Genomic DNA, 24742 nt, shown 5'->3' with positions numbered 1-24742 from the left:
ATTTTGCCGCAACGCTGACATTTCACCTTTTATCTCAAACTGTTAGACGATCACGGCAAATTTCGAAGCGTCGTCATCTTTTGTTCGCGGAATGGGAACGGAAGAGGTAGACGAGCATTGTTTTGCGACGCGTCAACCGATACGAGTCAAAAAATGACGCACTGCACCATAAATAATTGGCGGAGTAGCTGAAGTGTCACTTCTGCAAATCTACTGGCGAGCCCTTGGTTATCTCGCTGCCGACAGGAAACGCGTTGCGTTTATCTGCGGGGCGAATGTCGCGCTTGCCATTATCGCCATTCTCGAGCCGATTATGTTCGGCCGGGTGATCGATGCCATTTCGGACCGCGGCTCGGTATTCGCGACACTGGCAATGTGGGCCGGCCTCGGCGCGTTCAATATCATCGCCTTCGTTCTGGTAGCGCGCGGCGCCGACCGCTTTGCCCACCAGCGGCGCAGCGAGGTTCTCTGCCAGTCGTTCGAGCGCGTGATCACCATGCCGCTTGCCTGGCATCATCAGCGCGGCACCTCCAATTCCCTGCACACGCTCCTGCGCGCGGTCGAGACCCTGTTCAGCCTCTGGCTGGAATTCATGCGGCAGCATCTGTCGACCGCGGTAGCGCTGGTTCTGCTGGTGCCCACCGCGCTCAGCATGGATATCCGCATGTCGATGGTGCTGCTGGCGCTTGGCGCGCTCTATGTCGGCATCGGACGGCTGGTGATGCGGCGCACCAAGGAAGGCCAGGCGGCCGTAGAGCGGCACTACCACAAGGTGTTTGCGCATGTGACCGATTCGGTCAGCAACGTCGCCGTCCTGCAGAGCTACAACCGCATCGGCCATGAGACCGAGGCGCTGAAGCGCTACGTCAAGAACCTGCTCGACGCACAGAATCCGGTGCTCGACTGGTGGGCGATGGCCAACGCGCTGCACCGCCTGTCGTCGACGATTTCGATGATGGTGGTGCTCTTGATTGGCGCTTATCTGGTGACGCACGGCCAGTTGCGGATCGGCGACGTCATCGCCTTTACCGGCTTTGCCACGCTGCTGATTGCCCGGCTTGACCAGATGTCGGCTTTCGCCAACCAGATTTCCGAGGCGCGCGCCAAGCTCGAGGAATTCTATCATCTCGAGGACTCTGCATCCGACGCCGCCGAACCCGATGGGCTGCGCGAGCTCGTCAACGTCACGGGGCACGTCCGTTTCGAGAATGTCTGCTTCGAGTTCGGCAACTCCGGGCAGGGCGTCGACGACGCGTCGTTCGAGGTCCAGGCCGGCCAGACGGTCGCCATCGTCGGCCCCACGGGCGCCGGCAAGACAACGCTCATCAACCTTCTGCAGCGCGTCTTTACCCCGTCCAGCGGCCGTATCCTGATCGACGGCATCGACACCCGCACGGTGACCCGCAAGTCGCTGCGCCATTCGATCGCCACCGTGTTCCAGGATGCCGGCCTGCTCAACCGCTCGATCGAGGACAACATCCGCGTCGGCCGTGCGGAGGCGACCTATGACGAGGTCCATGCCGCGGCCAATGCCGCCGCCGCGCAGGATTTCATCCTTTCGAAGAGCGAGGGCTACGACACGGTCGTCGGCGAACGCGGCGGACAGCTGTCCGGTGGCGAACGCCAGCGCATCGCTATCGCCCGTGCCGTGCTGAAGGACGCGCCCATCCTGGTTCTCGACGAGGCGACCAGCGCGCTCGACGTCGAGACGGAAGACCGCGTCAAGGACGCCATCGACGAGTTGCGGCGCGGCCGCACCACCTTCATCATCGCCCACCGCCTGACCACCGTTCGCGACGCCGATCTGGTCGTGTTCATGGACAAGGGCCGGGTGGTCGAGATGGGCGGGTTCACCGAACTGTCGCTGCGCAACGGTCGCTTCGCCAGCCTGCTGCGCGCCGGCGGCCTGCTCAACGACGAGGAGGTTCGCCGCCTCAGCCGCCCGGTGAACGAAGCCGCCTGAGCAGCGCGGCCTGCCTTCTCCCCTTGCGGGAGAAGGTGGCCTCGCGAAACGAGGTCGGATGAGGGTGCTCCGGCTTGGCTCAAATCTTCACCCAAATCCATACTTCGGCGCACGGCGATCATTGGCGCCTCACTCCTTCCAGCACCCCTCGTCCGGCTCGACGCTACGCGCCGATCCGCCTTCTCCCGCAAAGGGAGAAGAGAAGACGTACCGCCGCTGTGGTTGCCGCAACTCCGCCGGCGGTCTATGTAAGGCCGCATGAGCGACACGACTTCACGCCCCTCCGGCTGGATGGATATTGCCAACCCGACGCGGTTCGTCGGGCTTGCCGACAAGGTCGTGCCGTGGCTGGCGAGCGTGGCCGCTGTCGTCCTCGCTGTCGGTCTCTATATGAGCTTCACGGCGCCTGAGGACTTCCAGCAGGGCATCACCGTTCGCATCATGTATATCCACGTGCCTTTCGCCTGGCTTGCCATGATGTGCTACACGCTGATGGCGGTCTCGGCACTGGGCACGCTGGTCTGGCGCCATCCGCTGGCCGACGTGGCGCTGAAATCGGCGGCACCCATCGGCGCCGTCTTCACCGCCCTTGCACTGATCACCGGTTCGATCTGGGGCAAGCCGATGTGGGGCACCTGGTGGGTGTGGGACGCGCGGCTGACCTCCGTCTTCATCCTGTTCCTGATGTATCTCGGCATCATCGCGCTGACCCGCGCGCTAGACGATGCCGGGCGCGCCGCCTGGGCAGCGGCCATCATAACCCTGGTCGGCTTCATCAACATCCCGATCATCAAATTTTCGGTCGACTGGTGGAACACGCTGCATCAGCCGGCGTCGGTGTTCCGGCTTGGTGGGCCGACGATAGATCCAAGCCTGTTGTGGCCGTTGCTGGTGATGGCGCTCGGCTTCACAGTATTGTTCTTCGCCCTGCATCTGATGGCGATGCGCACCGAGATCCGACGCCGCCGCGTCATTTCGATGCGCCGGGTTGCCGCGAGGCAGGCTGAACGGTAGCCCACCGATAGGATCAAGCCATACGCCCGCGTGCTGCCACCGGCAGCGTCTCGATCACCTTGTCGCCTTCGATCAGATGCACCTCGTCGAACAGGTTGGTGACGACGCAGCAATGGTCGGGCACGACGCGCACGCGCTCGCCGATGCGAAGCTCGGCGCCGCCTGACAGCGTGACGTTGCCGTGCTCTTCGCTGAGGCTGGTCACCCTTGCGCCTGAAATGCCCAGCAGCTCGCCGAAATCGGCGAGCCCCAGCGTATCGCTGGAGAGCGCCTTGCTGCCGGCGTCGAGGATGGCGCGTGTCGGCGTTGGGTGGCTGACCACCGTCGACAGCACCGTCAGTGCGCAATCGTCGAGGCTGCCGACGCCTTTGGCGACCTGGTAGCGGTCGAGATAGATGTAGGTGCCGGGCCGGTATTCGGTAACGACGCTATGCTCGCCGGAACGCCACATATCGGGTGTGCCGCCGCTGGAGATGCGCTCGCAAGCAAGGCCGGCTGCGGCAAGTGCTTGCTGCGCATCGGCGAGCCACGCCTCGGTTTCGGCGGCGCGGCCCGCCCCCGGGTAGGTCATCAGGCCGCCGAAGACGAGCCCCCGGACCTTGTCGATCTCGCTCGCCAGCGCGACTGCCTCGCCGGCCGACTGCACACCGCAGCGGCCCATGCCGGTGTCGCATTCGACCAGCACCGGCAGGCGATGGCCGGGATCGGTAAAGGTGGCGGCAAGTCCCATCAGCGTGTCCATACTGTCCGTTGTCACCGACAGGGTTACGCGGCCGTGCAGCGCCTTGAGGCGTTCCAGCTTGGCCCGCCCGAGGATATTGTAGGGCAGAAAGATGTCGGTCAGTCCGGCATCGGCCATGATTTCGGCCTCGCCGATCTTCTGGCAGGTGATGCCGATGGCCCCGGCCGCGACCTGCTTTTTCGCCCAGTAGGGCAGCTTATGGGTCTTGATGTGCGGCCGGAGCTTCAGCCCGTGCCGGTCGGCATGGGCCTGCGCTCGCGCGATGTTGGCTTCTGCGCGGCGGGCGTCGATCAGGATCGCCGGCGTATCGAGGTCGTCTATGCTGCGCATGGAATGTCACCTTTGGGAATTTGTCGGGACTTATGGCCCTGATCGTCGCCGATGTCATGAGGCCAGAATGCGGTTTACGTCGACACCGGATCGGTGTTCGGTTATGCGCTGTATAGGCGCCGCCTGAAGAAGGGATCATGATCATGAAACGCTCGGCCATCAACGACATCATCCGCGACGCCGACGCCTTCATCCGTTCGTTCGGCTACATCATGCCGCCCTTCGCCTACTGGACCCCGGAAGAAATGAAGGCGCACCGGCAGGATTCGGCGGCCATCTTCTCGTCGCGGCTCGGCTGGGACATCACCGATTACGGCCAGGGCAAGTTCGACGAGCTCGGCCTGTTCTTGTTCACTGTTCGCAACGGCCGCTACGAGGACATGAAGAAGGGCATGGGCATGCTCTATGCCGAAAAGATCATGATCTCGCGCAGGGATCAGCTGTCGCCGATGCACCGCCACAACATCAAGGCCGAGGACATCATCAACCGTGGCGGCGGCAAGCTGGTGCTGGAGCTGTTCATGCATGATCGCGATGGCGGCATCGATCCGAAGGCCGAAGTATCGGTGCCTGTCGACGGAACCATCCACAGACTGCCTGCGGGTGGATTGCTGAAGCTCGACCCAGGCCAGAGCGTGACGCTGCTGCCGGGCGTCTGGCACGCCTTCTGGGCCGAGGGCAAGGACGTGCTGATCGGCGAGGTCTCGACCGTCAATGACGATCTCACCGACAACGTTTTTCGCGAGCCGATCGGCCGCTTCGCGGACATCGACGAAGACACAGCACCGCTGCATCTGCTGGTGTCCGATTACGAGAAGTGGGTGGGCTAGGGCAGGAGGTGGCGCTGGTTGGAAATGCCGAAACCGATAGCTAGGAGTCCCAATTCACCTGCTGCAAAAATGTCCGAAAACCGATTGTGCTGTCACTGAATTCGCTCGTGCTATGCAGTGAAAAAACGATATCCACCGTGGGCGGCGCTTCTATTCTCACTATTATTAAACGCACTCCGTCATCCAGGATCTCAACGCCCGTTTCTCGTTTCCAATTCCGCCCACTTGCTGAAGTCTGGGGGAGGAATCGTCGAATTGCTCTCGCATCGATTCGTCGTTTGGAAAGGGAGTGTCGGTGAGGCTGCTGAATTCTTCCCAGGACCCAGAGACCGCCGCCTGAATTGCGCGATCTATCCTGGATTCCTCAATCGCGCTAATTTTGACCTGCATCTCGTCCCTCCTCCGGTCTAACGCTGATGCTTGTCGGCCCTGCGGTTGCCCAGCAGGAGCTTGCGTTCGAGATGGGCCCGCAACTCCCCGTAATACGCCGTCAGGAATGCGCGTGCGTCATGGGCTTGTGGTGCCGCGCCGATCTTGCGTCCGATTGTTTCGGCCACCGTCCGCAGGGCGAAATAGTCGTCGCGGCGCAGCACCTCCTCCAGCTTGTGGAGTTCGGCAATCCCGTAGGCATCGAGCTGGGCGTGGCTGAATCGGAACGCGCCGGCCGCCGGATCCTGTCGTGCCGACAGGTCTTCAAGCAAGGCGCGCTTCGGCGCCTCGACCACCCAGGTCCCTGCCAACAGGTCGCCGATCCGCATGCGGTCTCGATTGAACAGCGGGAACAAGGCAAACAGCAGCGTCCACACCAGTCCGCAGATTGTCGTCAGTGCGTCGGCAAGGTCGGTCCCGCTGCGTCCGGCGATGATCGACAGCGGCAGGAACACCTCGATCTCGCGCATCAGGTTGCGGGCAATGACCTGGTCGATCGACAGGCCGTCGCCACTGCGCGACGCGACCCGGATGCCGACGATCCGCTTGCCGGGCGTAGCCGCGCGCCGGCCTGCTTCGAAAACGATGAAGTAGGCGTTGCGCAGAAAGAAGATCAGGATGATCCAGACGACGAAGAGCGGCTGAAACCCCTCGCTGCCAAGGCCTCCCACCCCGAACAGCGCGACGATCGTGATCACGATTGCAGCCACGGCGATGAACACGACGTCAAGGAGGAAGGCGGCGGCCCGCGTGCCGGCGTCGGCGAGCCTAATCCGGAGATCGACGCCTTCGGGCGTGATCAGCGGCCGTATGGCCGCGAAGGCGGCGCGCCTACCGATCGCCATGCCGCACCGCCCGGAACAGGTAGAAATAGCCGAGCCACAGCGCCAGCATGCCACCGCCAATGGCGTAGCGCGTGACGTCGCTGGTGATGGTCTGCCTGCCAATGCCCTCGAGCAGCCCGGCAAACAGCAGCATGACCGAGACCCCGACCATGGCGTTCGCGGCGATGCGACCGGCGCGAGCCGCTGCCGCCATGCGTGTCAATTCGCCGGGAAAGGCGATGCTGGTGCCGATGCGCATGCCGGCCGCGCCGGCCAAAGCGATCGCGAACAATTCGGTGGTGCCGTGGATGGCCAGCCAGCCGCCGAGCTCCATGCCAAGTCCCTTGGACCAGTAGACTTGGAACAACGCCCCGATCATGCAGCCGTTGAACAGCATCAGCAGCACTGTCGGCACGGCGAAGGCGAAGCCGAGGGCGAAGGCCAGGATTGCGACCTGGACGTTGTGCGTGAACAGATAGGCGGCAAAGCCTGAGAGAAAGCCATTATCGCCATCATAAAGCATGTTGCGCAGCAGTTCGGCCGAGGTGTCGGGGCCGCGGCCTCCTGCCAGGCCGGGCGGGATAATCGCGTCGAACCAGCTCTTGTCGGACGCCACCAGCCAGGCGCCTGCACCAATGCCGATCACCATCAGCGCGACCGACGCCAATGTCTCGCGCCACAGGTCGCGAATGGCCTCGGGCCAGTCGTGCAGGAAGAAATCGGCGAGGCGCTTCCGCAGCCCGCGACGCGCCCCGTAGAGATAGAAATAACCGCGCAGCGACAGCGCTTCGAGATAGCCGACCAGCGCAGTGTCGAGCGAGGTTGCGCGCGCCACTGACAGGGAAGACAACGCCGATCGATAGAGCAGGGGCAGCGACAGCAGCTCCTCTTCGGAAAGCGTCCGCGGCGCACGCTTCTCGACACGCGCCAGCAGCGCCTCGAATGCCTTCCAGTCCGCCTCGCGCTCGCGGCGGAAGCTGGCCAGCGACTGGCGTACCGCGTCGCCACGTGCAGCATTGTCGACGACTGGCGCCGTCACAGCAAGTCCTCCTGCTTGAACTGCAGATAGCGCTCGACCAGCGCGGGACCCAGCCGATTGTGGTCGGCTTCAATCACATGCGCCCCGAGCAGGCGCAGCCGGCCGATGACGACCTGCCTTTCGCGCAAAAGCCCTCCGGCGACGACCGCGCGGGCAACGTCCTCGCCAGAGCGTGGCGGCATATCGGCCAGGCCCTCCAGTTCGGTGTCCTTCATCAGCATGAACAGCACGAGATGCCGTTCGGTGAGCCGGCCCACGGTGCGCAGCATCAATTCCGCGCTGATCGGATCGACAAAATCGGTGAAGATGATGACGAGCGAGCGGCGGTCGAGCCGCGCCGCGAGCGTCGTCAGCGCCAGCGTGAAATTGGTCTCCTCGCTGGAATAGTCGATCTCCGCCGCTCGTTTCTGGATCATCGCAAAGTTGGCGGGGCCGCGTACCGCGCCGCTCGAAACGCGCGGCCTTGCATCGAAGCCAAACAGGCTGACCATATCGCCGCCCTTCAGCGCGATGAACGCCGACAGCAAGGCGGCCGTCACGGCGCGGTCCACCTTAGGCACACCGTCGACCGGCTCGCACATCAGGCGTCCGCTATCGATGGCCAGCACGATGTTGTTGTTCTCCTCGATACGGAACTCGCGCGCCAACAGCTTGCCGTGGCGGGCGCTGCGCTTCCAGTCAATCATCCGCCGGCCCATGCCCGGCTGGTAATCCTTGAGCGCGTCGAACTCGCGGCCTTGACCGGCGCGGCGCTGCGCATGGCCTTCGGCAAGCGCCGCATGTTGCAGCAGCGTGATCGCTTCGCCGCGAGCGCTGCTGACGTCGGGCAGCACCGCAACCTTGCTTTCCACCGGCAGCACGACCTGGTTCCAGACTAGCCCAAACGGCCCGCGCCAGCGCACCCAGAGACGGTCGAAGCTGGCGACGCCGCGCCGCAGCGCCTGGAAGCGGAGGTTGAGCGACCCGCCTCCGGCGATCGGCTGCAAGGCCCCGCCGCTGCCGCTCACCGGCGCCAGACGCGCATCGTGGCCGACGCGAGCCTCGGCGGCGCGCGGCCCCGAGTGACGAGCGGTGATTTGCACGCCGAATTCCCCACCGACACCGACCTGCTGCGGCGCATCGATGCTGGCATTCAGCGATGCCCGTCCGCGTCCGGCCGCGGCATCTACCGCCAGGAAGGCAAGCAGCAGGCAACTCCACAGCAATCCCAGATACCAGAAGAACGGCAATGCCAGCGCGACCAGGAAGGCCGGCACCGCGCCGGCAGCAGCTGCCCACACCGCTCGGCCGCTGGGATAGATCAACGTGGTGCTTCCGTCTGGTCGACCAGGTCGGAGACGATCTGCTCGACTAGGCGGCCGTCGATCTGGGCGGCAGGCGAAAGGATGACGCGATGGCGCAGTGCCGGCACCGCCAGCGCCTTGACGTCGTCGGGGATCACATAGGCGCGTCCGTCCAGCGCCGCCCGGGCACGCGCCGCCCGCGCCAGCATGGCGCCGGCGCGCGGGCTGGCTCCGACTTCCAGATCGGCATTTTCGCGCGTAGCCCGAACCAGCGCCGCTATGTAGCCGACGACATCGTCGACAAGGGTGACGGAGCCGACGACTTCAAGGGCCTCCTGCAGCGTCTCGCGGTCTGTCTGCGCCTTGATGCCGTATTGCGCGATCTCGTGCGAGGCGGAGCCGCCGCCGTGATGGACGATGATGGCCCGTTCTTCTTCGGGGCCGGGATAGCTGACGCGGTGCTTGAACAGGAAGCGGTCGAGCTGCGCCTCCGGCAGCGGATAGACACCCTGGTGCTCGATTGGATTCTGGGTCGCGACGACCATGAAGTTGCGGCCGAGCGAATGCGTGGTGCCGTCGAAGGTGACCGCATGTTCCTGCATCGCCTCGAGCAGTGCGGCCTGCGTCTTGGGCGGCGTGCGGTTGATTTCGTCGGCAAGCAGGAGATCGCAGAAGATCGGGCCGCGCGTCAGCGTGAACTGCCCGGTCTGGAAGTTGTAGATGTTCGACCCGACGATATCGCCGGGCATCAGGTCCGGCGTGAACTGGATCCGCCCGTAGGCGATCCCAAGCGCCTGGGCGAAGCAGCGTGCGGTCATGGTCTTGGCCGTGCCGGGAGGACCTTCGAGCAGGATATGCCCGCCCGCAAACAAGGCGGTCAGCATCAGGTCGACTGTATCGTGCTGCCCGGTAATCGCCTTGGCAACTTCTTCCCTGATCCGTGTCGCCAGGGCCTTCACATCATCGACGTTCACCGAGCCTCCTTGCCGTCCAGTCGTGCAGCCGTTCTGCTGCCTGTTGCATCTGCGCCAGGTTCTTCGCCTCGCCGGCGGCTTGCGAACGCGTCGTGAAGCCGCCAGCTTGTTCCTTATCGCGAGAGTCGAGCCAGCGGTCGAGCGCTTTGCCTTGCAGTCCGTGCGGTGCCCCGAGCAGCGCGCCGGCGCGCACCCGCATCAAGGCCGCATAGCGGCCTCCCAGCTCATCCAGCCGGCCGGCACGCCGCATGAGCATCGCCGTCGTATCGACCAGCGCACGCTTGCCGAAGGCGATCGCGCGCGGGTCGATACGCGGCGGGCCGAACCGGCCAAGGCCATGCAGGAACGCCAGCGCCGCCGCGATCAGGATCGTCAGTGTCAGCGCCAGGAACGGCGGCTCGACCAGAAGCTTGGCCAGATCATACTTCCGCCCCGCGCCGTGCAGCGTCAGATCGAACATCACCGGGCCGTCGTCGGGCTGGAGCAAGGCAATCAGCCCGAGCGCGGCTGCGGCCTTTTCGGGGTCCTTGAGGGCGGCGTTGTTGATCAGGTCGGGGTCAGTCAGGATATAGAACGGTTTGTCGTCTAGTTCGGTAAGCACAGCCTTGTCATTGCCGGCTGCGATGAGAGGGTACTTGTCGGCCACCCACTGCAATTCTTCGGGTGCGGCAACCATGTTGCCTTCGATGTCGAGTTGCTTTGCCGTGCTCTGGCCGGCACCGATCTTTGCATCGGTTATCCGGCCAAGCCATTCGTTCACTACCGAACCGGGCAATCGCCCGAATTTCATGTTCCAGCCTTCATGCCCCTGCAGCGGCAGGATCTGCCATTTGGGCAGCACGAAGAGCGTGTTCTGGTCCTGGCGCAGCTCAAGAATGCGATCAAGCGCCTCCTGGTCGCTGTCGGGCGAAATGGTGACGATCAGCAGTATATCTCTGGCAAGATCGTCTTCGGTCCGCGCCATCAAGGGCGCTTCGCCGGTGAGCCGCAGCCATTCCACCAGACCGGCGTAGCCGACGCCGCTCTTCGACAGCGGCGTGGCGCCGCCATTGCCGGGTTGCCGGAAATCGGGAGCATAGGTGGACAGCAGGAAGAAACCGGCGGCCGCAAGCAGGCTGGCGAAAATCCCCCAAAACAGTGTCTTTCGATTGAACGGCTCCTGCGCCTCGACTGCCGGTGCGCTCACGTCCAGGCATCCCGGAAGGCGAAACGTTCATAGGCGCCGCGTGCTTGCCGCCAGCCTTCCGCGCCAACTGGCCGGCGCGCGAACAGCGCCGCCTCGACGATGCGGGCGATCTCGGTGAACGCATGGCGTGCCCTTCCCGGCAGGGAAGGGGCATTGGCGATGTCGCGCGCGGTGAGCGACGGGCGCAGGAAGTCCGGCAGCCGGCCGGCAATATCGGCGACGCTGCGCCGAAGCAAAAGGTGAACCGCCTCGTCATAGTCGCCGCGTGCGGCCAACGCATCCGCTTGCGACAACAGGATCTGCGCGGCGCCGGCGTCTGGGCGCCAGGCTTCTTCGTCTTCGACTTCGGGCCGCGCGCGCTGCCACGGCAGCCGCCAGGCGATGCCTTTCACCTCGAGGAAGACCAAAAGCAGGATGATTGCGACGCCCGATATCACCGCCCCCCAGAACAGATAGATCATGTAGGGGCCGAGCCACGACAAAAAATCCTGCAGCGGCTTCAGCCACTCGGGCGGCTTTGGCGGCACATAGGCCGGCAGGTCGAACTGGATCGACTCATCGGCGATCAGCTGCTTGTGCAGATTGGTCAGCCGTTCGGCTTCCGCTGTGCCTGGCTGTGCCACCGCCATCCGCTCCCCTGCAACCTGTGGTTCCCAGCCGACACTGACAATGCAGCACAAGAATTGCAAGTGGGCTGGACGGCGACCGTCAATCTTGGCAGAATCACTGTTAGGGGCGCCGTGATACTGTTACGGCGAAACACGGGGGGAAATCATGGCTTCAACGACACTGGAACGGCCTGAGAAATTCGAGATCGGCAGGGTGTTCAACAACAGCTTCGCCGTAATCGGCCGCAACATCGGCTTGTGCGTTGGGCTCGCGCTGCTGTTTTCAGGCTTGCCGGCGATTATTCTTCGGCTGTGGAGCCAACCACAAATAGATGCGGTTCTGCAGGGCGACCCCGGCGCCGCGGCCGATGCGTCTATGATGTTTCAGAATTCATGGATTACGGTCATTACGGGATTGCTATCGTTCGTTTTCGCGCTGCTGCTACAATCGGCGCTGGTGCGGGCGACTATCGAGGACTTGAATGGCAAGCGGCCGACGTTTGGCGACTGCATTCAGATAGCCATCCGCAATTTGCTGCCGACCCTTGGTATTGGCCTGCTCGTCGCCCTGGGTGTGGGCCTGGCGTCGATAGCTTTGCTGGTTCCCGGCATCATCTTATGGCTCGGATGGTGCGTGGCAGTGCCGGTTCTGATTCAGGAGCGGCTTGGCGTGTTCGGTTCGATGTCGCGCAGCCGTGTGCTGACCAAGGGCAACCGCTGGCCGCTATTTGGCCTGTTCCTGATCCTGATGGTCATCGCGATGGTCATCCAGTGGGTAATGCTGGCAGTCATCGTCATGTTTGGCGGGATCATTGCAGATGTGTTGGCAGCCTTGGTGTCGACCGTACTGTCGATGGTGCTGTCGGTTGCCACGGCGGTTAGCTATGTCGAGCTGCGTCAGGTCAAGGAAGGCACCAGCGTCGAAGAACTGTCGGAAATCTTCTCCTAAGGAACTTCGCCAAGCTTTTCACCAGCGCCTGGGTTCACGCGTTACGCTTACGCAGCCGAGTCTGTTCACGAAGCTTGCCTCTGCCGCGCCGGCAACGCTGCGGCCAGGCGCTTCGCCCATTCCTCGATGCCGGTGCGGCTCGCCAGCAGGTCCTGCCTGATCTCGATGAGGACGGCGGGAATGCCGCGATCCTCGCCATGGACCGGTATGGCGTAGTCGCCGTCGCGGCTGATCACGTAGGGCTCGTTTGCCGCGACATTGAGCGCACCGTCGATGTTCAGGCCGGCAAGCACTGCCTGGCCGAACTCGATTGCCTGGTCGTAAAGGACGCCGGCGTGCCAGGGCCTGCCAACACCGAGGAAGACTGGGGTGAAGGAATGAATCGTCGCGATCCGCGTCGCTCTGCCCTGCTTCGCCTGCTCGTCGAGATGGGCGGCCACGCGGTCATGAAACGGCGCGAACATGATTTCGGCACGCCGGCTTCGTTCCTCCGGATCGAGGCCGACATTGCCGGGGATGTCCGTGTCCTCCGATTGCACCGGAATGCTGCCGCTGGAACCAAGCGGCCGTCCTCGGTCAGGCTCTGGATGATGGTGTGGATCACCTCGACGCCATTGGCCCGCGCCGCCAGCAGGCGCTCCTGGTTGGGGATCGTTTGCGACGCCGCCTGCCGGTAGAAATAGTGATCGGGCCCGCGCTCCAGATGCGCCGGATCAGCACCCGGCTCGAGCCAGACCCGCCGCATGTCGACCAAGAGCAGCGCGGTTTCGCCGGCCCGGAACGGCTCGTTTCGTTTCGGCAATGCTGGCGTCATGCTTGGGTCCTGTCAGTTGGTGATCACAATCCGGCTGATTTAGCTGATTTTGGTCCACGCGTCCTGCGTGGCGGACACACTTATTGGGAGTATTCGAAGTTGCTAATTTGAGTTAAACTTTGTTTTCGGGCGTGGAGACGGGGGTCTCTGTGATGATCGATTCAGACGTGTTCGACTTTGTCGAACGCTGCAGGAAACATACAGCCACCGGGCCGCTGCTGAGCGACCTTCTCGATACCGTGAGGAATCTCGGCTTCGAACATCTTATCCTGAGCGGTGTGCCGCTCAGTGGCCAGAAACTTGCGCCGATGGTTGAACTGAATGGCTGGCCGGCGGGCTGGTTCGAACGCTATGTCGAGGCCGAGCATGCCGCGGTTGATGGTGTTTGCATCTACTCGGCAAAGACCCTGAAGCCGTTCCTCTGGTCCGAAGTTCCGGCAAAGTGGTCGGATACGGAAGGTTCCCGACGCGTCGCCGGCGAGGCGACGGAGTTCGGCATCTGGAGCGGCTTCGCTGTGCCGATGCTCAGCATTCACCACTGGCAATCCGTGCTGTCGTTCGCCTCCTCCGCGAAGTGCTGCACCCTCTCGCCGCGCCATCAGGTGCAACTGGTGACCATGGCGGTCTACGCGGGCATGTCGATCCAGGCCTTGGCCAATGACGATGACGACCATGAGGGCGTGCTGACCGACCGCGAAAAAGAAGTGCTCTTGTGGGCCGCGGCCGGCAAGACCTCGTCGGAAACCTCGCAGATCCTTGGCCTGACCGAGCGCACGGTCAAATGGCACTCGACACGGGCTCGCGAGGCTTTTGGCGTCGCAACGACCACGCAGGCGGTCGTCGAAGCGGTGCGCCGGCGCCTGATCCATCCCTAAGCGCGTCAACTGTCCCATCGGACAGGTGACGTATATTAGCGCGACTGCGAGTATCCCTTTGAGAACGATCGGGGGATCGCGCCATGATAACGGCCCACGTAGTCAATGCGCATAACAAGCATCTCTATGAAAACGAATTCGACGAGTTTCTGCGCCGCCGGCACGATTTCTTCGTGCACCAGAAACATTGGCGCCCTCCGAGCCCGGACGGTCGCGAGCTAGACCAATTCGATACCGACGCGGCGACTTACCTGCTGGGTATCGAAGATGGTCGCGTGGTGACTTCGGCTCGATTGATCCCAACGAGCGAGCCGCATATGGTCTCGGAGGTTTTTTCTCACATGTGCGAAAAATCGGGCGTCCCGAGGCGTCCCGATTGGGCCGAATGGACGCGCACATTCGTCGTTCCCGACAAGCGCATCGCAGGGCTGCGCGGCACGCTCACACAACTGTGCTGCGCGGTGATGGAATACGCTCTCGACGAGGGCCTCGGCGCCGTCGGCGGCATCCAGGAAACCTACTTCATGCCACACCATGGCGCGCTCAAATGGCGGGCCGAGCCGTTGGGCATGGCCAGGGAAGAAAACGGCGAGTGGTACATCGTCGCGTATATCGATGTGAACGAGGCGGCACTCGCGAGTGTGCGGAAGATCTTGGGGATTGGGCGTTCGTTGCTGGTTCGGCGTGGGAGGCAGGTGCCGTTTATCGATCACAAAAGAAGCCTGTGGCAGGCAGCTTCATGAGCAGGGTATTCTTGAGTTCCTCAAAAGGAGCATCAGCATGTTAAATCGCGCAACGTTTCTGAGTAGTGTTTTCCTTATGGTTACGCCTTATGCTCACGCGCAAAACCCGTCATATTGCAGCGTGGCCTTGACAGAAAAAGCCTACGATAAAATTTCGTCAAACATAAATTCCACGCTTGCGTTTTCTACAAGAGATGATTTGTGTAGCAGAGAATACAGCAATGTGGGAGAGGCGCAGTCTACAGCAAGAAATAGTGGTTTTAGCTTGGGATACAAGCTACTTTCAATTGATGCCTCGGACGCAAAACAGTCGTCAACTGGTCGTTGGAACATATCAGAGACTACGTTCTGCAAGTCTACAGCATCTGATCTAAAATCGGCATTTTCTGGGGACTATGAGTCAGTTGTAGCGAGCATTGCTGTTAAGTCTTGGCTCGAATGCGTGCGCCAGTCTTCTGAAAATGCGTTATATATTGAATACACTGTATCTAAGGATGGACAAGATTTTGCAGGAACGCTACGTGTGACAGCAAATACGGGTTCTTTGAATAGGCAAATTACCGGTATTTCGGTTGTCGGAAGAGCAAAAAATTCAGTTAAATGCAATATTGGTGGAATAGTTTATGAGCCTGGTGACCCTCCGTCGAACCCCATAAATGTTGAAACTGCCGGGACCGCTATAGCTTGCGAGAAAGCGGGCGACGAAGGTGTACGAATAGCGTTACAGACCTCTGGTGGCTCAACTCCCTTCATCACACTGCCAAGCGTCAGCGATCTGAAATTTAGTGAGTCGGAAAAACTGATGCAGGAAACGGTGAGAATCGGTGAAGCAGTAGTTAGAACTGAAATCCGAATTCAGTCACTAGAAGGATTTACAACAAGCTTGTCAAAGATACAGTTGTATAAGTGCCCGAAGGCGACAAATCATTATGCGCCTGGTGGTTGGGCGACATTTGGGTGTGTTGGTCAAATTAGTTCAGAGAATATTTGTACAAGCTACACTTATGTCAGCGGTAGAGGTCATGTTGCAGATGAAAAACCATGTGCTCCAATAACGTTGATGTCTCAGTAAAAATTTAGTGAGCGGTGCTATTGCAGTAAGCCTAGCCAAGCACTGCCTTTTTCGGATGGCTCTGAACCCTCCGTTGCAATCCCCTTCATCCGCATTCCGGTGACAGTGCACTATTTTCTTTCCGCTGCCTGCCTCGTTTTCCCGGTTTCACGGCTTTGCCGATTTGCCCGGCGATGCTCGGCCCACGGGTGCATCGAAAACGGCGACATCGGCGACGCGGCAATACTCGATGAGCAGTTCTTGTGGAACACATAGTCTTCGGACGTGAAAACACTTTGGCTCGCCCGGACGGTGCTGGGGGATGCGGCGGACCGGGAACGCGGGCAAGGTGCACCATGCGGCGGAGGCGACATGGTAAAAAGTGCACTCACCGTAATTCTGATCTATACTCCGGACACCAGCCCGAACGCCTACGGCAAGGCGGATGAAGCGCTTGATAGAGTTCTCTTTTTAGTCATGTGGCGATGTTAAGATGTTAGCCTCCGACCTAACGAAATTCATCGAGCAGGATCATCTGGCTCTGGATGCCTTCGTAAAGGGCGATCCTGAGCCCCTGAAAAACCTCTACTCGCGACAGGACGACGTCATTATTGCCAATCCCTTTGGCCCGCCGGCGAAGGGATGGAGAAAGGCCGCTGAGACGATGGAACGGGCCGCCGCCAATTACCGGCACGGCAAGGCCATCGGCTTTGAGCGCATCTCGGAGTATGCGACAGCCGACTTGGGATACATCATCGAGGTCGAGCGGTTCCAATCCAAGGTCGGTGGTGGCAACAAACTGGTGCCGATTGCGCTTCGAGTCACCACCATATTCCGGCGCGAGGAAGGCGCGTGGAGGATCGTCCTTCGTCATGCCGATCCGATAACCTCGGCACGCCCGCCGACGTCCATTGTCGGGGAGTAGAAGGGTTGCCGGAGAGGTTTTAGGAATTACGGTGACGGTTCACTAATTTCTTTTCGCCGCCTGCCTCGTTTTCCGGGTTCTCACGGCTTTGCCGATTTGCCCGGCGATGCTCGGCCCACGGGTCCATCGAAAACCGCGACATCGGCGACGGCGACAATACTCGATGAGCAGTTCTTGTGGAACATACAGTCTTCGGACGTGAAAACACTTCGGCTCGCCCGTACGGTGTACTGGGATGCGGCAGACCGGGAACGCGGGCAAGGTGCAAACCATGCGGCGGGGGCAACATGGTAAAAGTGCACTGTCATCGTAATTCCTGCGTGACGTAGAAACTGCCCGGCATACAAATCAGAATTGCCCTCTCCCGTCATTGACAGCCATGGGTTGTCGAGAGGTATATCTGAAGTGAGGATTGAACTCCTCACGGGGGGGGGAGCATGGATAGTGTTGTTCAAGTACTGATTGATGCCGTCATCAGGCAAGGTGAATTCGCCGCGTCTCTCGCCACTGCTGTGGTAGGCGGCTGTATCGCGCTCATTAGCTGGCGAGTCACACAAGGAGAGTTACCGCAGGCTCGGCGCCTTCGAGCGATGCTCCTCATTTTCGCTGCCATTGTCCTTATGAGCCTATCAATAGCGCTATTCTACCTTGCGTATGGCAACATTATTCACTCTATGCCTGATTTCGCGTTTATAGATAAAACGTCTGAAATAACTCCCGATCAATTCCGTAGTAAGCTTTGGGACGCCGGGTTGGGAGACGCGCAATTTTTCTTTCTCGGGCAAATGCTGTTTTTTGCACTTGGCTTCGTTGCGATCCTCATTTTCTTTATTTGCAACTACAGAGTGGTACAAGGGGGGAAACCAAAATGATCGTCGACCGTCGCAAGGCCTTAGGCGGCCTTCTAGCTACCACTACCATGTTGGGAATCGGCCGCCCCGCGCAGGCACAAGATGCTCTGGGGACTGCCGAATTGATCGCCAAAGCCACAGAATCCCTTCAATCGCCCGAATTGGTGACGCAACAGCGCGTCATCTTTTCCTTCTACGTCGAATTGCTTCGGAAGAAGCGCCTTGACGACGTGAGCCGCGCCCTTGGGACCGTGCAACTACTCGATGAGGTGATTGGGAAATCCAAGGGTCAAACCGAAGTACCGCTGCTTCGCGCGAATGCACCAGAGGTCATCAGCATATTCTCCGATGAACGCGAGAAGATGCGGGAATTTCTGATCGAATGTGGCATTAAAAGTCCGTCGGCAGCGATGGATATGATCGAGACATCTTATGTCGCAATGCTGATGTTTTTTGGCACGGAAAGTGTGAGCCAAGGGCGCGCGCCACTATTTCGAGAGTCAAGCTGGTGCTGTTGGCCGGTGTGCTTCTGACTTTCGCGGCGAGGTAACGAGGAGAAGTGCGTGGCGTTACTGCACGATATCCAATCGGCGCTATTGGACGAGAAAGGGGGCGTCGGCTCGACACTGCTAAGGCTCCGGTTCTTGGCCTCCAAGCTTGGCAGCGACATTCTGGAAGAATGGGTGAAGCACGAGGCGGATGGCTACCCGACGGACGCTGAAGTGCCGGATTATCGCATGACAGGCGTGGTCTACACCGGGACCTTTGTCGACAGAGCCAGGCAGCTGAACAATGTTCCAATACCTCAACACTTGGTCAGAACGTATGGTGGAGATCACTGGGCTGATTTCGAAATAAGAGACAGTTTATCGGTTATTGATTCAATGGTTGCAAGATCAGAAAATCGCGGGAGATACGGTATAGATTGCGGTGATCTTATACTATTACTGCAGGGAAAGATTTATGTGGGAATGTCATGTATAGCAATAAATAGCTCAATCGACATTGGGTCCTTTGTGCGTGTGCAGCAGATAGTGCGGTCCAAGGTCCTCGATCTAACCCTTGAGTTGGAAAAGAATGTTCCTGCCGCTGCCGAAATCGTGGTCGGGCAATCGGCTGAGGCCATTACCCCGGAGGACAAGGCCCAAGTCACCCACCTAACGCAGCAGGTGTTTTATGGCGACGTGACCAACATCAGCAGCACCGGTTCGTCGGCACAGATTACCCTGAACGTCGCAAAGGGCAGCAGGGATGATTTGATCTCGGCACTCACCGGGAAGGGTATTCCTAAGAAAGAGGCGGAAGAACTGGCCGCTATCGCCGCTGCGGAGCAGCCCGAAGGCGTCGACGAGCCATTTGGCAAAAAGGGGGCGAAGTGGCTCGCTGACAAGGCCAAAAAGGGCGCAATGGAAATTTGGGGGATCGGCAAGGAGGTTGGTACTCAGGTGGTGAAGGAAGCACTTATGCAGTACTACGGCCTAAAGTGACGGTACTTTGATCACGTTAAAGGGGGCGGTGCAAATTTGCGGAGGCCGAGCGCTTGGGGGCCGGCGCGGTCGGCATGCGGAGAATTTTTTACCGTGCGCGTGGATTGGTGGCGCTGATCGGGTGCCCGCGCGCGAAAAACGGGTTTGTCGACTGGTGGGGCGGAGCTTTTGATGCGGCGATAACATGGCGCGAATGATGCCATGGAACGCCGTGGATCGCCCAAGAATCCTATTCTGACCCTATTCAATGATATTTCTGATTTTTGGGAAAGGGCAAAAAAGCTAATGAAATCAACTGGCTGGGGAACCTGGATTCGAACCAGGACTAACGGAGTCAGAGTCCGTGGGTCTACCGTTAACCTATTCCCCAGCAGGCGCTTGTCGCGCAGGGTGGGCCGTCAAGCAGCCGCGCGGCCCTTGTAGCCGCCGCCGGAAAATAGTCAACCCTGTGTCTGGGTTCAATCGTCGTCTTCCCGCGCCTTCAATTCTCGCTGCGGCTGTATTGCGAGTGCTCGAAAAACAGCACGACGCCGAGCGCGATCAGCAGCGGGATGATCAGGTAGAACAGCCGGAACACCAGGAGCGCCGCCAGTACGCCGACCTGGTCCATATGTGACAAGCCCGCAAGGAACACCACCTCGAACACGCCGAGCCCGCCCGGCGCATGCGAGATCTGCGCGATCGAGAACGACACCAGGAAGACGCCGAGCACGACGAAATAGCCGGGATTGCCGGTGGCGGGCAGGGCGAAGAAGATGATCGCCGCCGCCGCCAGCAGCTCGATCGGGCCGACCAGCAATTGCCGCGCCACGATCGGCAGCGCCGGGTAGTGCAGCTGAAAGCTGCCGATCCTCAGGGGTCTCAGATGCAGCCAACTGCCAAAGACATAGGCCGCCACCACGAGCAGCATGGCAAGGCCGGCCGCCTGCGCCAGCCGGTGATGCGGCGTGCCGGAAAACCGGTCGATCACCTCGGGCTCGAGCAGCAGGACGATGCTTGAGACGAACAGTGTCGACAGCACGAAGGTGATCCAGCAGATCGCCACCAGAACGCCGACATCCTGGCCGGTCAGGCCCTTGGTGCCGTAGGCGCGGTAACGGATCACCGCGCCGGAAAACACCGAGCCGCCGATATTGTGCGACAGCGCGTAAGTGGTGAATGAGCAGAAGGTGACGAACAGCCACGACACTTTTTTGCCGATGTGCAAAAGCGCGAGGTGGTCGTAGCCCGCGAGCGAGGCATAGGCGACGACCGAGCTCAGCGCCGCGAGCACCCAGCCGCGCGCCGGGATGGCGACTATGCCGTCCCAGACATCGTCGAGCGAGATGCCGCGCAATTCGTGCAGCAACAGCCACAGCGAGAACGCCACCGCGGCGATCCCGATGACGGGCCAGAAATAGCGGCTCCAGTTCATTGCCTGACGATCATGCGTTGCAGCCCGTACCCGTTTTCCGGTTCGCAGCAGGAAAACCGCCCGCGGTCCCGAATGGTTCATTTCAGAAATGCCTCATTGAAGCCGGCTATTCAACCGGGAAGGCGCGCTGTGGCGCTGGCGTCTTTCCTTCTCCCACAAGAAGGGGAGAAGGGATCACCAACGTCGTCGCCTTCATGCCGTCGGCAAAATTCGGCCCTTGCACTCTTGGTGATCCGGCCCGGCGCTGATAGTCTGGCCGCAACTTGAACATGTAAAAGCGCCTGCTGCGTCCGGTCTCCGGTTCGCGCGGCGCCGGAAGGAACGACAGTGGAAGACCACGAAGCCGGCGCTGGTGCGCCGGGAGTGGGCGTGTCCAGGGGTTCGCCGCCGCCATCCGGCCAGGCAAACCCAACCGCCGGACGCTACGGCCGTCAGGTGCAGCCCCGGTCCGGCAATGGACAGGCTGGCGACACGTCCCACGATCACAAGGGTCAGAACGGCCCGCATCAGAACGGCAAACCCAAGAAGCGGCGCAAGCGGCGGCGCGGGCGCAAGGTTTTCGTACGCGACGAGGCTCGTCCGGTGATAACAGGCACTTCGGTGCCTGCCGACGGCGGGGCCGCGGCCGCTCGCCAGCCCCAGCCAGCGGCTTCGATCGCGCCCCAGTCCTCGATCGCGCAATCGGCTTCAATCGCGCAATTGCCTCCAGCCTTGCCAAGGCCGGGGCAGGGTGCCCGCACGCCGCCACCGCTGCAGGAATTGCCGGTGTTTGCCGCGCTCGACCTCGGCACCAACAATTGCCGTCTGCTGGTCGCGGTGCCGACGCGCCATGGCCAGTTCCGCGTCATCGATGCGTTCTCGCGCATCGTCAGGCTGGGCGAGGGCCTTACCGCCAATGGCCGGCTTGGCGAGGCTGCAATGGACCGCGCGGTCGAGGCGCTGAAGATCTGCGGCGACAAATTGCGCAACCGCAAGGTCAGGAAGGCCAGGCTGATCGCTACCGAGGCCTGCCGCACTGCCGCCAACGGCGTCGAGTTCCTCGAACGCGTCGAGCGCGAGGCCGGCCTGAAGCTCGAGATCATCGACCGCCAGACCGAGGCGCGGCTGGCGGTGTCGGGCTGCGGCTCGCTGGTCGAGCGCGACACGCAAGGCGTCGTGCTGTTCGACATCGGCGGCGGCTCGTCCGAAATCGCGCTGATCGACCTTACCGGCCACCGCTCGCCAAGGCTCGCCAACCACATCGTGTCGTGGACCTCGCTGCCGGTCGGCGTCGTCTCGCTGGCCGAGCGTTTTGGCGGCCGCACGGTGACGCGTGAGATCTTTGGCGCCATGGTCGAGGATGTCGCAATACGGCTGCGCGCCTTCGACGGGCGCGACCGGCTGAGCCACCTCCTGTCCAGCCCGAAATTCCATCTGCTCGGCACCTCGGGCACGGTGACGACGCTGGCCGGCGTCCATCTCGATCTCGAACGTTACGACCGCCGCCGCGTCGACGGGCTGTGGATGGACCGCGACAGCGTCGATCGCATGGTCAAAAAACTGGTCGGCTGGGATTTCCAGCAGCGCGTCGCCAATCCTTGCATCGGCGCCGACCGCGCCGACCTGGTTCTGGCCGGCTGCGCCATATTGGAGGCGATCCGTGCCGTCTGGCCGTCCGAACGGCTGCGTGTCGCCGACCGCGGCCTGCGCGAGGGCATACTGAGCGAGTTGATGGCCGATGACGGCGTCTGGCGCAACAGCGGGCGGGGCAGAGCATGATCCCGAAAAGTGGCTACCGGTTTTCGGACAAGATCATGCTCAAACAAGTAATCAAGCAATGACCAAGAAACCGGAAAGACCGAGCTCCGCCGGCATTCGCGTGCTGAAGACGAAGATCAAGAAGAAAAGCGGCTTGAAGGAATCGTCGCGCCGTTGGTTGCAGCGCCACATCAACGATCCCTATGTCCAGCGCTCGAAGGCCGACGGCTATCGCTCGCGCGCCGCCTACAAGCTGATCGAGATCGACGACAAGCACCATCTGCTCAAGCCAGGCATGAAGGTGATAGACCTTGGCGCGGCACCCGGCGGCTGGTGCCAGGTCGCCGCCGCACGTACCAAATCTACCGCGGAACACCCGAACGTCGTCGGCATCGATTACCTGGAGATGGACGCGGTGCCGGGCGCGCCGGTGCTGCTGATGGATTTCCTCGATCCGCAGGCACCTGAGAAGCTGGCCGAGACGCTGGGCGGTCAGCCGGATATCGTGCTCTCCGACATGGCCGCACCCACCACCGGCCACAAGCGGACCGACCACATCCGCACCATGCATCTGTGCGAGGTGGCGGCCGATTTCGCGCTGTCGGTATTGAAGCCGGGCGGACATTTCCTCGCCAAGACGTTTCAGGGCGGCGCCGAGAACGAATTGCTGGCGAGACTCAAGCGGAATTTCCGCTCGGTCCATCACGTCAAGCCGCCGGCCTCGCGCGACGAATCGGTTGAGCTCTATCTCTTGGCGAAAGATTTTAAAGGCGGAAACGGCACGGCGTGAAAAATCGCTCTGTAGCGGTCCTTCGCGCCCCCCCTCTGTCCTGCCGGACATCTCCCCCACGAGGGGGGAGATTGGCAGCTTCGGCGCGCCGCCTAATCCTGTAACCCTGGAGATTGGCGAAAACCGACGTCACGTCCGATCTCCCCCCTCGTGGGGAGATGGCCGGCAGGCCAGAGGGGGGCGCTGTCCCTCCGGCGTCCGTAAGCACGAGGAAAGGTCAACTCCCCGGCGGGCTCACCGGCTCCAGCGTCTTTGGCGGTGTCAGCCGGCCATGTCCAGACACGGCATTGCCGGCGTCCGGCGCCAGCCGCATGAACGACAGCGAGGCCGCCGCCGACACCGCCGCCACGATGAAGAAGGCGGTGTGAAAGTCGGCCAGCGTCAACGGGCCACCATGGATCGTGGTCGACACTTCCAGGATGCCGCCGGCCAGGGCCACGCCGAGCGCGATCGCCAACTGCTGGAACACCGCCGTGATCGGCGTCGCCTTGCTGGTGTCGGCGGCCGAAATCTCGGCGTAGGCAAGCGCGTTGATGCCGGTGAAGAACATCGAGCGGATGAAGCCCCCGGCGAGCAGCATGGCGAGGATCAGCCCATAGGGCGTGTCGGGTGTGAACAGGCCGTTGATGGCGATGGACGCGGCAGCGATGATCGAGCCTGAAATCAGCACCCGGCGGAAGCCGGCGACCCTGAAGATCAAGGCGGTAACGAATTTCATGCCTATGGCGCCGATTGCCGAGACGAAGGTGATCATGCCGGACTGGAACGGCGTCAGCCCGAAACCGATCTGGAACATCAGCGGCAAAAGGAAAGGTACGGCACCAATACCGACGCGGAACAGTCCGCCGCCGAGCACCGACGAGCGGAACACCCGATTGCGAAACAGCTCGAGCGCCAGCAGCGGATTCTTGGCGCGGCGCGCGTGCAGCAGATAGAGCACCGCCGATGCCAGACCGACGGCTACGGTGACAAAGCCGGTAGCGGGCGGCAGAGCCGGCAGGCTGACCACCGACAGGCCGAACACGATGCCCGATGCCGCCAACCCGCTCAGTACGAAACCGGTGAAATCGAGCGGCGGCGTCTGCGCGGCGTCGGTCTTTGGCAGGAAACGCGTGGCCAGCCAGATGCCGACCAGCCCGATCGGCACGTTGATCAGAAAAATCCAGTGCCAGGAAAAATAGGTCGTGATGAAGCCGCCTATCGGCGGGCCGACCAGCGGGCCGACCAGAGCCGGTACGGTCAGCCACGACATGGCGGCAACGAGTTCGCTTTTCGGCGTCGCGCGTACCAGCACCAGACGCCCAACCGGCGTCATCATGGCGCCGCCAATGCCTTGCAGGAAGCGTGAGACCACGAAAGCCGGCAGCGAATTGGAAATGGCGCACGCGACCGAACCGACGATGAACACGGCGATCGCGGCACGGAAGACATTCTTGGCGCCGAAGCGGTCGGCCATCCAGCCGCTGATCGGAATGAAGATCGCCAGCGATACCAGATGGGCGGTAAGCGCCAGCTTGAGCGCGATCGGGCTGCTGTGGATGTCGATGGCGATCGCCGGCAACGATGTCGCAATGACGGTCGAATCCATGTTTTCCATGAAAAGAGCGACCGCCAGGATAAGCGGAATGGTGCGGTTCACGATGGATCCGGCCTTCAAAATGTGCGTCGCGATTGCTTGCCGGCCTTGGGGCCAAACCGACAGATAGGGCGGTTATCATGGCTTGGCCCGGATGTCGCATTAATTTGCCGTCACGTTTGTGCGACCGCAAGTCGTGCAGCACCTGCGGCAAATGCAGCTTTGCCACTACACAACCATCGGCTTTTCAACGGCGACGGGACGTGTTACGAGCCAGCGCCAATCCTGAAAGGGAAGAAGACGAGTCG

23 protein-coding genes, 1 tRNA gene and 1 pseudogene are annotated in these 24742 nt (G+C 61.5%); 13 read left to right on the top strand and 12 right to left on the bottom strand.

The features are described from left to right. The first annotated feature begins 193 nt into the window (after nucleotides 1-193). Together NKH80_RS17660 and NKH80_RS17655 are read left to right on the top strand one after the other, a co-directional pair. A complete protein-coding gene (locus NKH80_RS17660) occupies nucleotides 194-1963 on the top strand; it encodes a glucan ABC transporter ATP-binding protein/ permease (protein WP_254817502.1) in 1770 nt (589 codons plus the stop codon). A 258-nt stretch (nucleotides 1964-2221) separates the two neighbouring features. Continuing rightward, the gene (locus NKH80_RS17655) at nucleotides 2222-2977 is read left to right on the top strand and encodes a heme ABC transporter permease (RefSeq protein WP_352703203.1); all 756 of its coding nucleotides are present in this window, start codon (nucleotides 2222-2224) and stop codon (nucleotides 2975-2977) included. A gap of 13 nt (nucleotides 2978-2990) precedes the next feature. Here NKH80_RS17655 and NKH80_RS17650 read toward each other — a convergent pair whose 3' ends face one another. Continuing rightward, the gene (locus NKH80_RS17650) at nucleotides 2991-4049 is read right to left on the bottom strand and encodes a D-TA family PLP-dependent enzyme (RefSeq protein WP_352992707.1); all 1059 of its coding nucleotides are present in this window, start codon (nucleotides 4047-4049) and stop codon (nucleotides 2991-2993) included. Nucleotides 4050-4192: 143 nt separating this feature from the next. On the opposite strand from NKH80_RS17650, the gene NKH80_RS17645 reads away from it, so the two are divergent. Further along, nucleotides 4193-4879 (top strand): D-lyxose/D-mannose family sugar isomerase, encoded by a 687-nt coding sequence (locus NKH80_RS17645; protein WP_352992729.1) that lies wholly within the window; start codon nucleotides 4193-4195, stop codon nucleotides 4877-4879. A 407-nt stretch (nucleotides 4880-5286) separates the two neighbouring features. Here NKH80_RS17645 and NKH80_RS17640 read toward each other — a convergent pair whose 3' ends face one another. From NKH80_RS17640 to NKH80_RS17615, 6 genes are read right to left on the bottom strand one after another with little or no spacing between them, the layout of a single operon-like run. Further along, a complete protein-coding gene (locus NKH80_RS17640; RefSeq protein ID WP_352992705.1) occupies nucleotides 5287-6153 on the bottom strand; it encodes an RDD family protein in 867 nt (288 codons plus the stop codon). Beyond that, nucleotides 6140-7171: a stage II sporulation protein M gene (locus tag NKH80_RS17635; RefSeq protein WP_352992703.1), complete on the bottom strand. Its 1032-nt coding sequence runs from the start codon at nucleotides 7169-7171 to the stop codon at nucleotides 6140-6142. The genes NKH80_RS17640 and NKH80_RS17635 overlap by 14 nt, the downstream gene beginning before the upstream one ends. Then, a complete protein-coding gene (locus NKH80_RS17630; protein ID WP_352992701.1) occupies nucleotides 7168-8475 on the bottom strand; it encodes a DUF58 domain-containing protein in 1308 nt (435 codons plus the stop codon). Before NKH80_RS17630 ends, NKH80_RS17635 begins: the two co-directional genes overlap by 4 nt. Further along, nucleotides 8472-9428 carry an AAA family ATPase gene (locus NKH80_RS17625; RefSeq protein ID WP_352506550.1) on the bottom strand — a complete coding sequence of 319 codons (957 nt, stop codon included), beginning with the start codon at nucleotides 9426-9428 and terminating at the stop codon, nucleotides 8472-8474. Before NKH80_RS17625 ends, NKH80_RS17630 begins: the two co-directional genes overlap by 4 nt. Further along, nucleotides 9415-10614: a DUF4350 domain-containing protein gene (locus tag NKH80_RS17620; RefSeq protein ID WP_352992699.1), complete on the bottom strand. Its 1200-nt coding sequence runs from the start codon at nucleotides 10612-10614 to the stop codon at nucleotides 9415-9417. Before NKH80_RS17620 ends, NKH80_RS17625 begins: the two co-directional genes overlap by 14 nt. Beyond that, nucleotides 10611-11243 (bottom strand): DUF4129 domain-containing protein, encoded by a 633-nt coding sequence (locus tag NKH80_RS17615; protein WP_352992697.1) that lies wholly within the window; start codon nucleotides 11241-11243, stop codon nucleotides 10611-10613. The genes NKH80_RS17620 and NKH80_RS17615 overlap by 4 nt, the downstream gene beginning before the upstream one ends. A gap of 193 nt (nucleotides 11244-11436) precedes the next feature. On the opposite strand from NKH80_RS17615, the gene NKH80_RS17610 reads away from it, so the two are divergent. After that, nucleotides 11437-12171, top strand: a complete 735-nt coding sequence (locus NKH80_RS17610) for a hypothetical protein (RefSeq protein WP_352992695.1) — start codon at nucleotides 11437-11439, stop codon at nucleotides 12169-12171. A 65-nt stretch (nucleotides 12172-12236) separates the two neighbouring features. Here the strand turns inward: NKH80_RS17610 and NKH80_RS17605 are convergent, their stop codons facing one another. Further along, complete coding sequence (locus tag NKH80_RS17605; RefSeq protein ID WP_352689418.1) at nucleotides 12237-12710, bottom strand: N-formylglutamate amidohydrolase; 474 nt, start codon at nucleotides 12708-12710, stop codon at nucleotides 12237-12239. Nucleotides 12711-12733: 23 nt separating this feature from the next. After that, nucleotides 12734-12985, bottom strand: a pseudogene (locus tag NKH80_RS17600) (cysteine hydrolase); the annotation flags it as partial. 152 nt (nucleotides 12986-13137) lie between these two features. Here NKH80_RS17600 and NKH80_RS17595 point away from each other — a divergent pair. The 7 genes from NKH80_RS17595 (at nucleotide 13138) to NKH80_RS17565 (ending at nucleotide 18917) form a co-directional block, all read left to right on the top strand. After that, complete coding sequence (locus NKH80_RS17595) at nucleotides 13138-13860, top strand: LuxR family transcriptional regulator (RefSeq protein ID WP_352689417.1); 723 nt, start codon at nucleotides 13138-13140, stop codon at nucleotides 13858-13860. 83 nt (nucleotides 13861-13943) lie between these two features. Further along, entirely contained in the window at nucleotides 13944-14603 is a 660-nt protein-coding gene (locus NKH80_RS17590) for an acyl-homoserine-lactone synthase (RefSeq protein ID WP_352689416.1), read from the top strand. A gap of 37 nt (nucleotides 14604-14640) precedes the next feature. Further along, nucleotides 14641-15675 (top strand): hypothetical protein, encoded by a 1035-nt coding sequence (locus NKH80_RS17585; protein WP_352506544.1) that lies wholly within the window; start codon nucleotides 14641-14643, stop codon nucleotides 15673-15675. Nucleotides 15676-16147: 472 nt separating this feature from the next. Then, nucleotides 16148-16579 carry a YybH family protein gene (locus NKH80_RS17580; RefSeq protein WP_352992692.1) on the top strand — a complete coding sequence of 144 codons (432 nt, stop codon included), beginning with the start codon at nucleotides 16148-16150 and terminating at the stop codon, nucleotides 16577-16579. A gap of 437 nt (nucleotides 16580-17016) precedes the next feature. After that, the gene (locus tag NKH80_RS17575; protein ID WP_352992690.1) at nucleotides 17017-17451 is read left to right on the top strand and encodes a hypothetical protein; all 435 of its coding nucleotides are present in this window, start codon (nucleotides 17017-17019) and stop codon (nucleotides 17449-17451) included. After that, nucleotides 17448-17963: a hypothetical protein gene (locus NKH80_RS17570; protein WP_352992688.1), complete on the top strand. Its 516-nt coding sequence runs from the start codon at nucleotides 17448-17450 to the stop codon at nucleotides 17961-17963. The genes NKH80_RS17575 and NKH80_RS17570 overlap by 4 nt, the downstream gene beginning before the upstream one ends. 30 nt (nucleotides 17964-17993) lie before the next feature. Next, nucleotides 17994-18917, top strand: a complete 924-nt coding sequence (locus tag NKH80_RS17565; RefSeq protein ID WP_352992686.1) for an AbiTii domain-containing protein — start codon at nucleotides 17994-17996, stop codon at nucleotides 18915-18917. Between the two features lie 296 nt (nucleotides 18918-19213). On the opposite strand, the gene NKH80_RS17560 is transcribed toward NKH80_RS17565, so the two are convergent. Next, nucleotides 19214-19287 (bottom strand) — tRNA-Gln (locus NKH80_RS17560). A gap of 111 nt (nucleotides 19288-19398) precedes the next feature. Further along, nucleotides 19399-20331 carry a lysylphosphatidylglycerol synthase domain-containing protein gene (locus NKH80_RS17555; RefSeq protein ID WP_352992726.1) on the bottom strand — a complete coding sequence of 311 codons (933 nt, stop codon included), beginning with the start codon at nucleotides 20329-20331 and terminating at the stop codon, nucleotides 19399-19401. Nucleotides 20332-20658: 327 nt separating this feature from the next. Here NKH80_RS17555 and NKH80_RS17550 point away from each other — a divergent pair, with 327 nt between their 5' ends. Together NKH80_RS17550 and NKH80_RS17545 are read left to right on the top strand one after the other, a co-directional pair. After that, nucleotides 20659-22089, top strand: a complete 1431-nt coding sequence (locus NKH80_RS17550; RefSeq protein ID WP_352992684.1) for a Ppx/GppA phosphatase family protein — start codon at nucleotides 20659-20661, stop codon at nucleotides 22087-22089. A 58-nt stretch (nucleotides 22090-22147) separates the two neighbouring features. Next, the gene (locus NKH80_RS17545; protein WP_254817516.1) at nucleotides 22148-22858 is read left to right on the top strand and encodes an RlmE family RNA methyltransferase; all 711 of its coding nucleotides are present in this window, start codon (nucleotides 22148-22150) and stop codon (nucleotides 22856-22858) included. A 217-nt stretch (nucleotides 22859-23075) separates the two neighbouring features. Here NKH80_RS17545 and NKH80_RS17540 read toward each other — a convergent pair whose 3' ends face one another. Then, entirely contained in the window at nucleotides 23076-24497 is a 1422-nt protein-coding gene (locus tag NKH80_RS17540; RefSeq protein ID WP_352992682.1) for an MFS transporter, read from the bottom strand. Nucleotides 24498-24742 lie beyond the last annotated feature (245 nt).

Source organism: Mesorhizobium sp. M0904 (assembly GCF_040319475.1).
Classification (GTDB): Bacteria; Pseudomonadota; Alphaproteobacteria; order Rhizobiales; family Rhizobiaceae; genus Mesorhizobium.
This window is presented reverse-complemented; position numbering and strand designations above follow the sequence as displayed.

What these genes read in the sequence shown, in the direction of transcription:
- NKH80_RS17655 (WP_352703203.1), top strand. Translation starts at nt 2,222, where the DNA reads ATGAGCGACACGACTTCACGCCCCTCCGGCTGGATGGATATTGCCAAC.
- NKH80_RS17650 (WP_352992707.1), bottom strand. Translation starts at nt 4,049, where the DNA reads ATGCGCAGCATAGACGACCTCGATACGCCGGCGATCCTGATCGACGCC.
- NKH80_RS17645 (WP_352992729.1), top strand. Translation starts at nt 4,193, where the DNA reads ATGAAACGCTCGGCCATCAACGACATCATCCGCGACGCCGACGCCTTC.
- NKH80_RS17640 (WP_352992705.1), bottom strand. Translation starts at nt 6,153, where the DNA reads ATGGCGATCGGTAGGCGCGCCGCCTTCGCGGCCATACGGCCGCTGATC.
- NKH80_RS17615 (WP_352992697.1), bottom strand. Translation starts at nt 11,243, where the DNA reads ATGGCGGTGGCACAGCCAGGCACAGCGGAAGCCGAACGGCTGACCAAT.
- NKH80_RS17595 (WP_352689417.1), top strand. Translation starts at nt 13,138, where the DNA reads ATGATCGATTCAGACGTGTTCGACTTTGTCGAACGCTGCAGGAAACAT.
- NKH80_RS17590 (WP_352689416.1), top strand. Translation starts at nt 13,944, where the DNA reads ATGATAACGGCCCACGTAGTCAATGCGCATAACAAGCATCTCTATGAA.
- NKH80_RS17585 (WP_352506544.1), top strand. Translation starts at nt 14,641, where the DNA reads ATGTTAAATCGCGCAACGTTTCTGAGTAGTGTTTTCCTTATGGTTACG.
- NKH80_RS17580 (WP_352992692.1), top strand. Translation starts at nt 16,148, where the DNA reads ATGTTAGCCTCCGACCTAACGAAATTCATCGAGCAGGATCATCTGGCT.
- NKH80_RS17575 (WP_352992690.1), top strand. Translation starts at nt 17,017, where the DNA reads ATGGATAGTGTTGTTCAAGTACTGATTGATGCCGTCATCAGGCAAGGT.
- NKH80_RS17570 (WP_352992688.1), top strand. Translation starts at nt 17,448, where the DNA reads ATGATCGTCGACCGTCGCAAGGCCTTAGGCGGCCTTCTAGCTACCACT.
- NKH80_RS17555 (WP_352992726.1), bottom strand. Translation starts at nt 20,331, where the DNA reads ATGAACTGGAGCCGCTATTTCTGGCCCGTCATCGGGATCGCCGCGGTG.
- NKH80_RS17545 (WP_254817516.1), top strand. Translation starts at nt 22,148, where the DNA reads ATGACCAAGAAACCGGAAAGACCGAGCTCCGCCGGCATTCGCGTGCTG.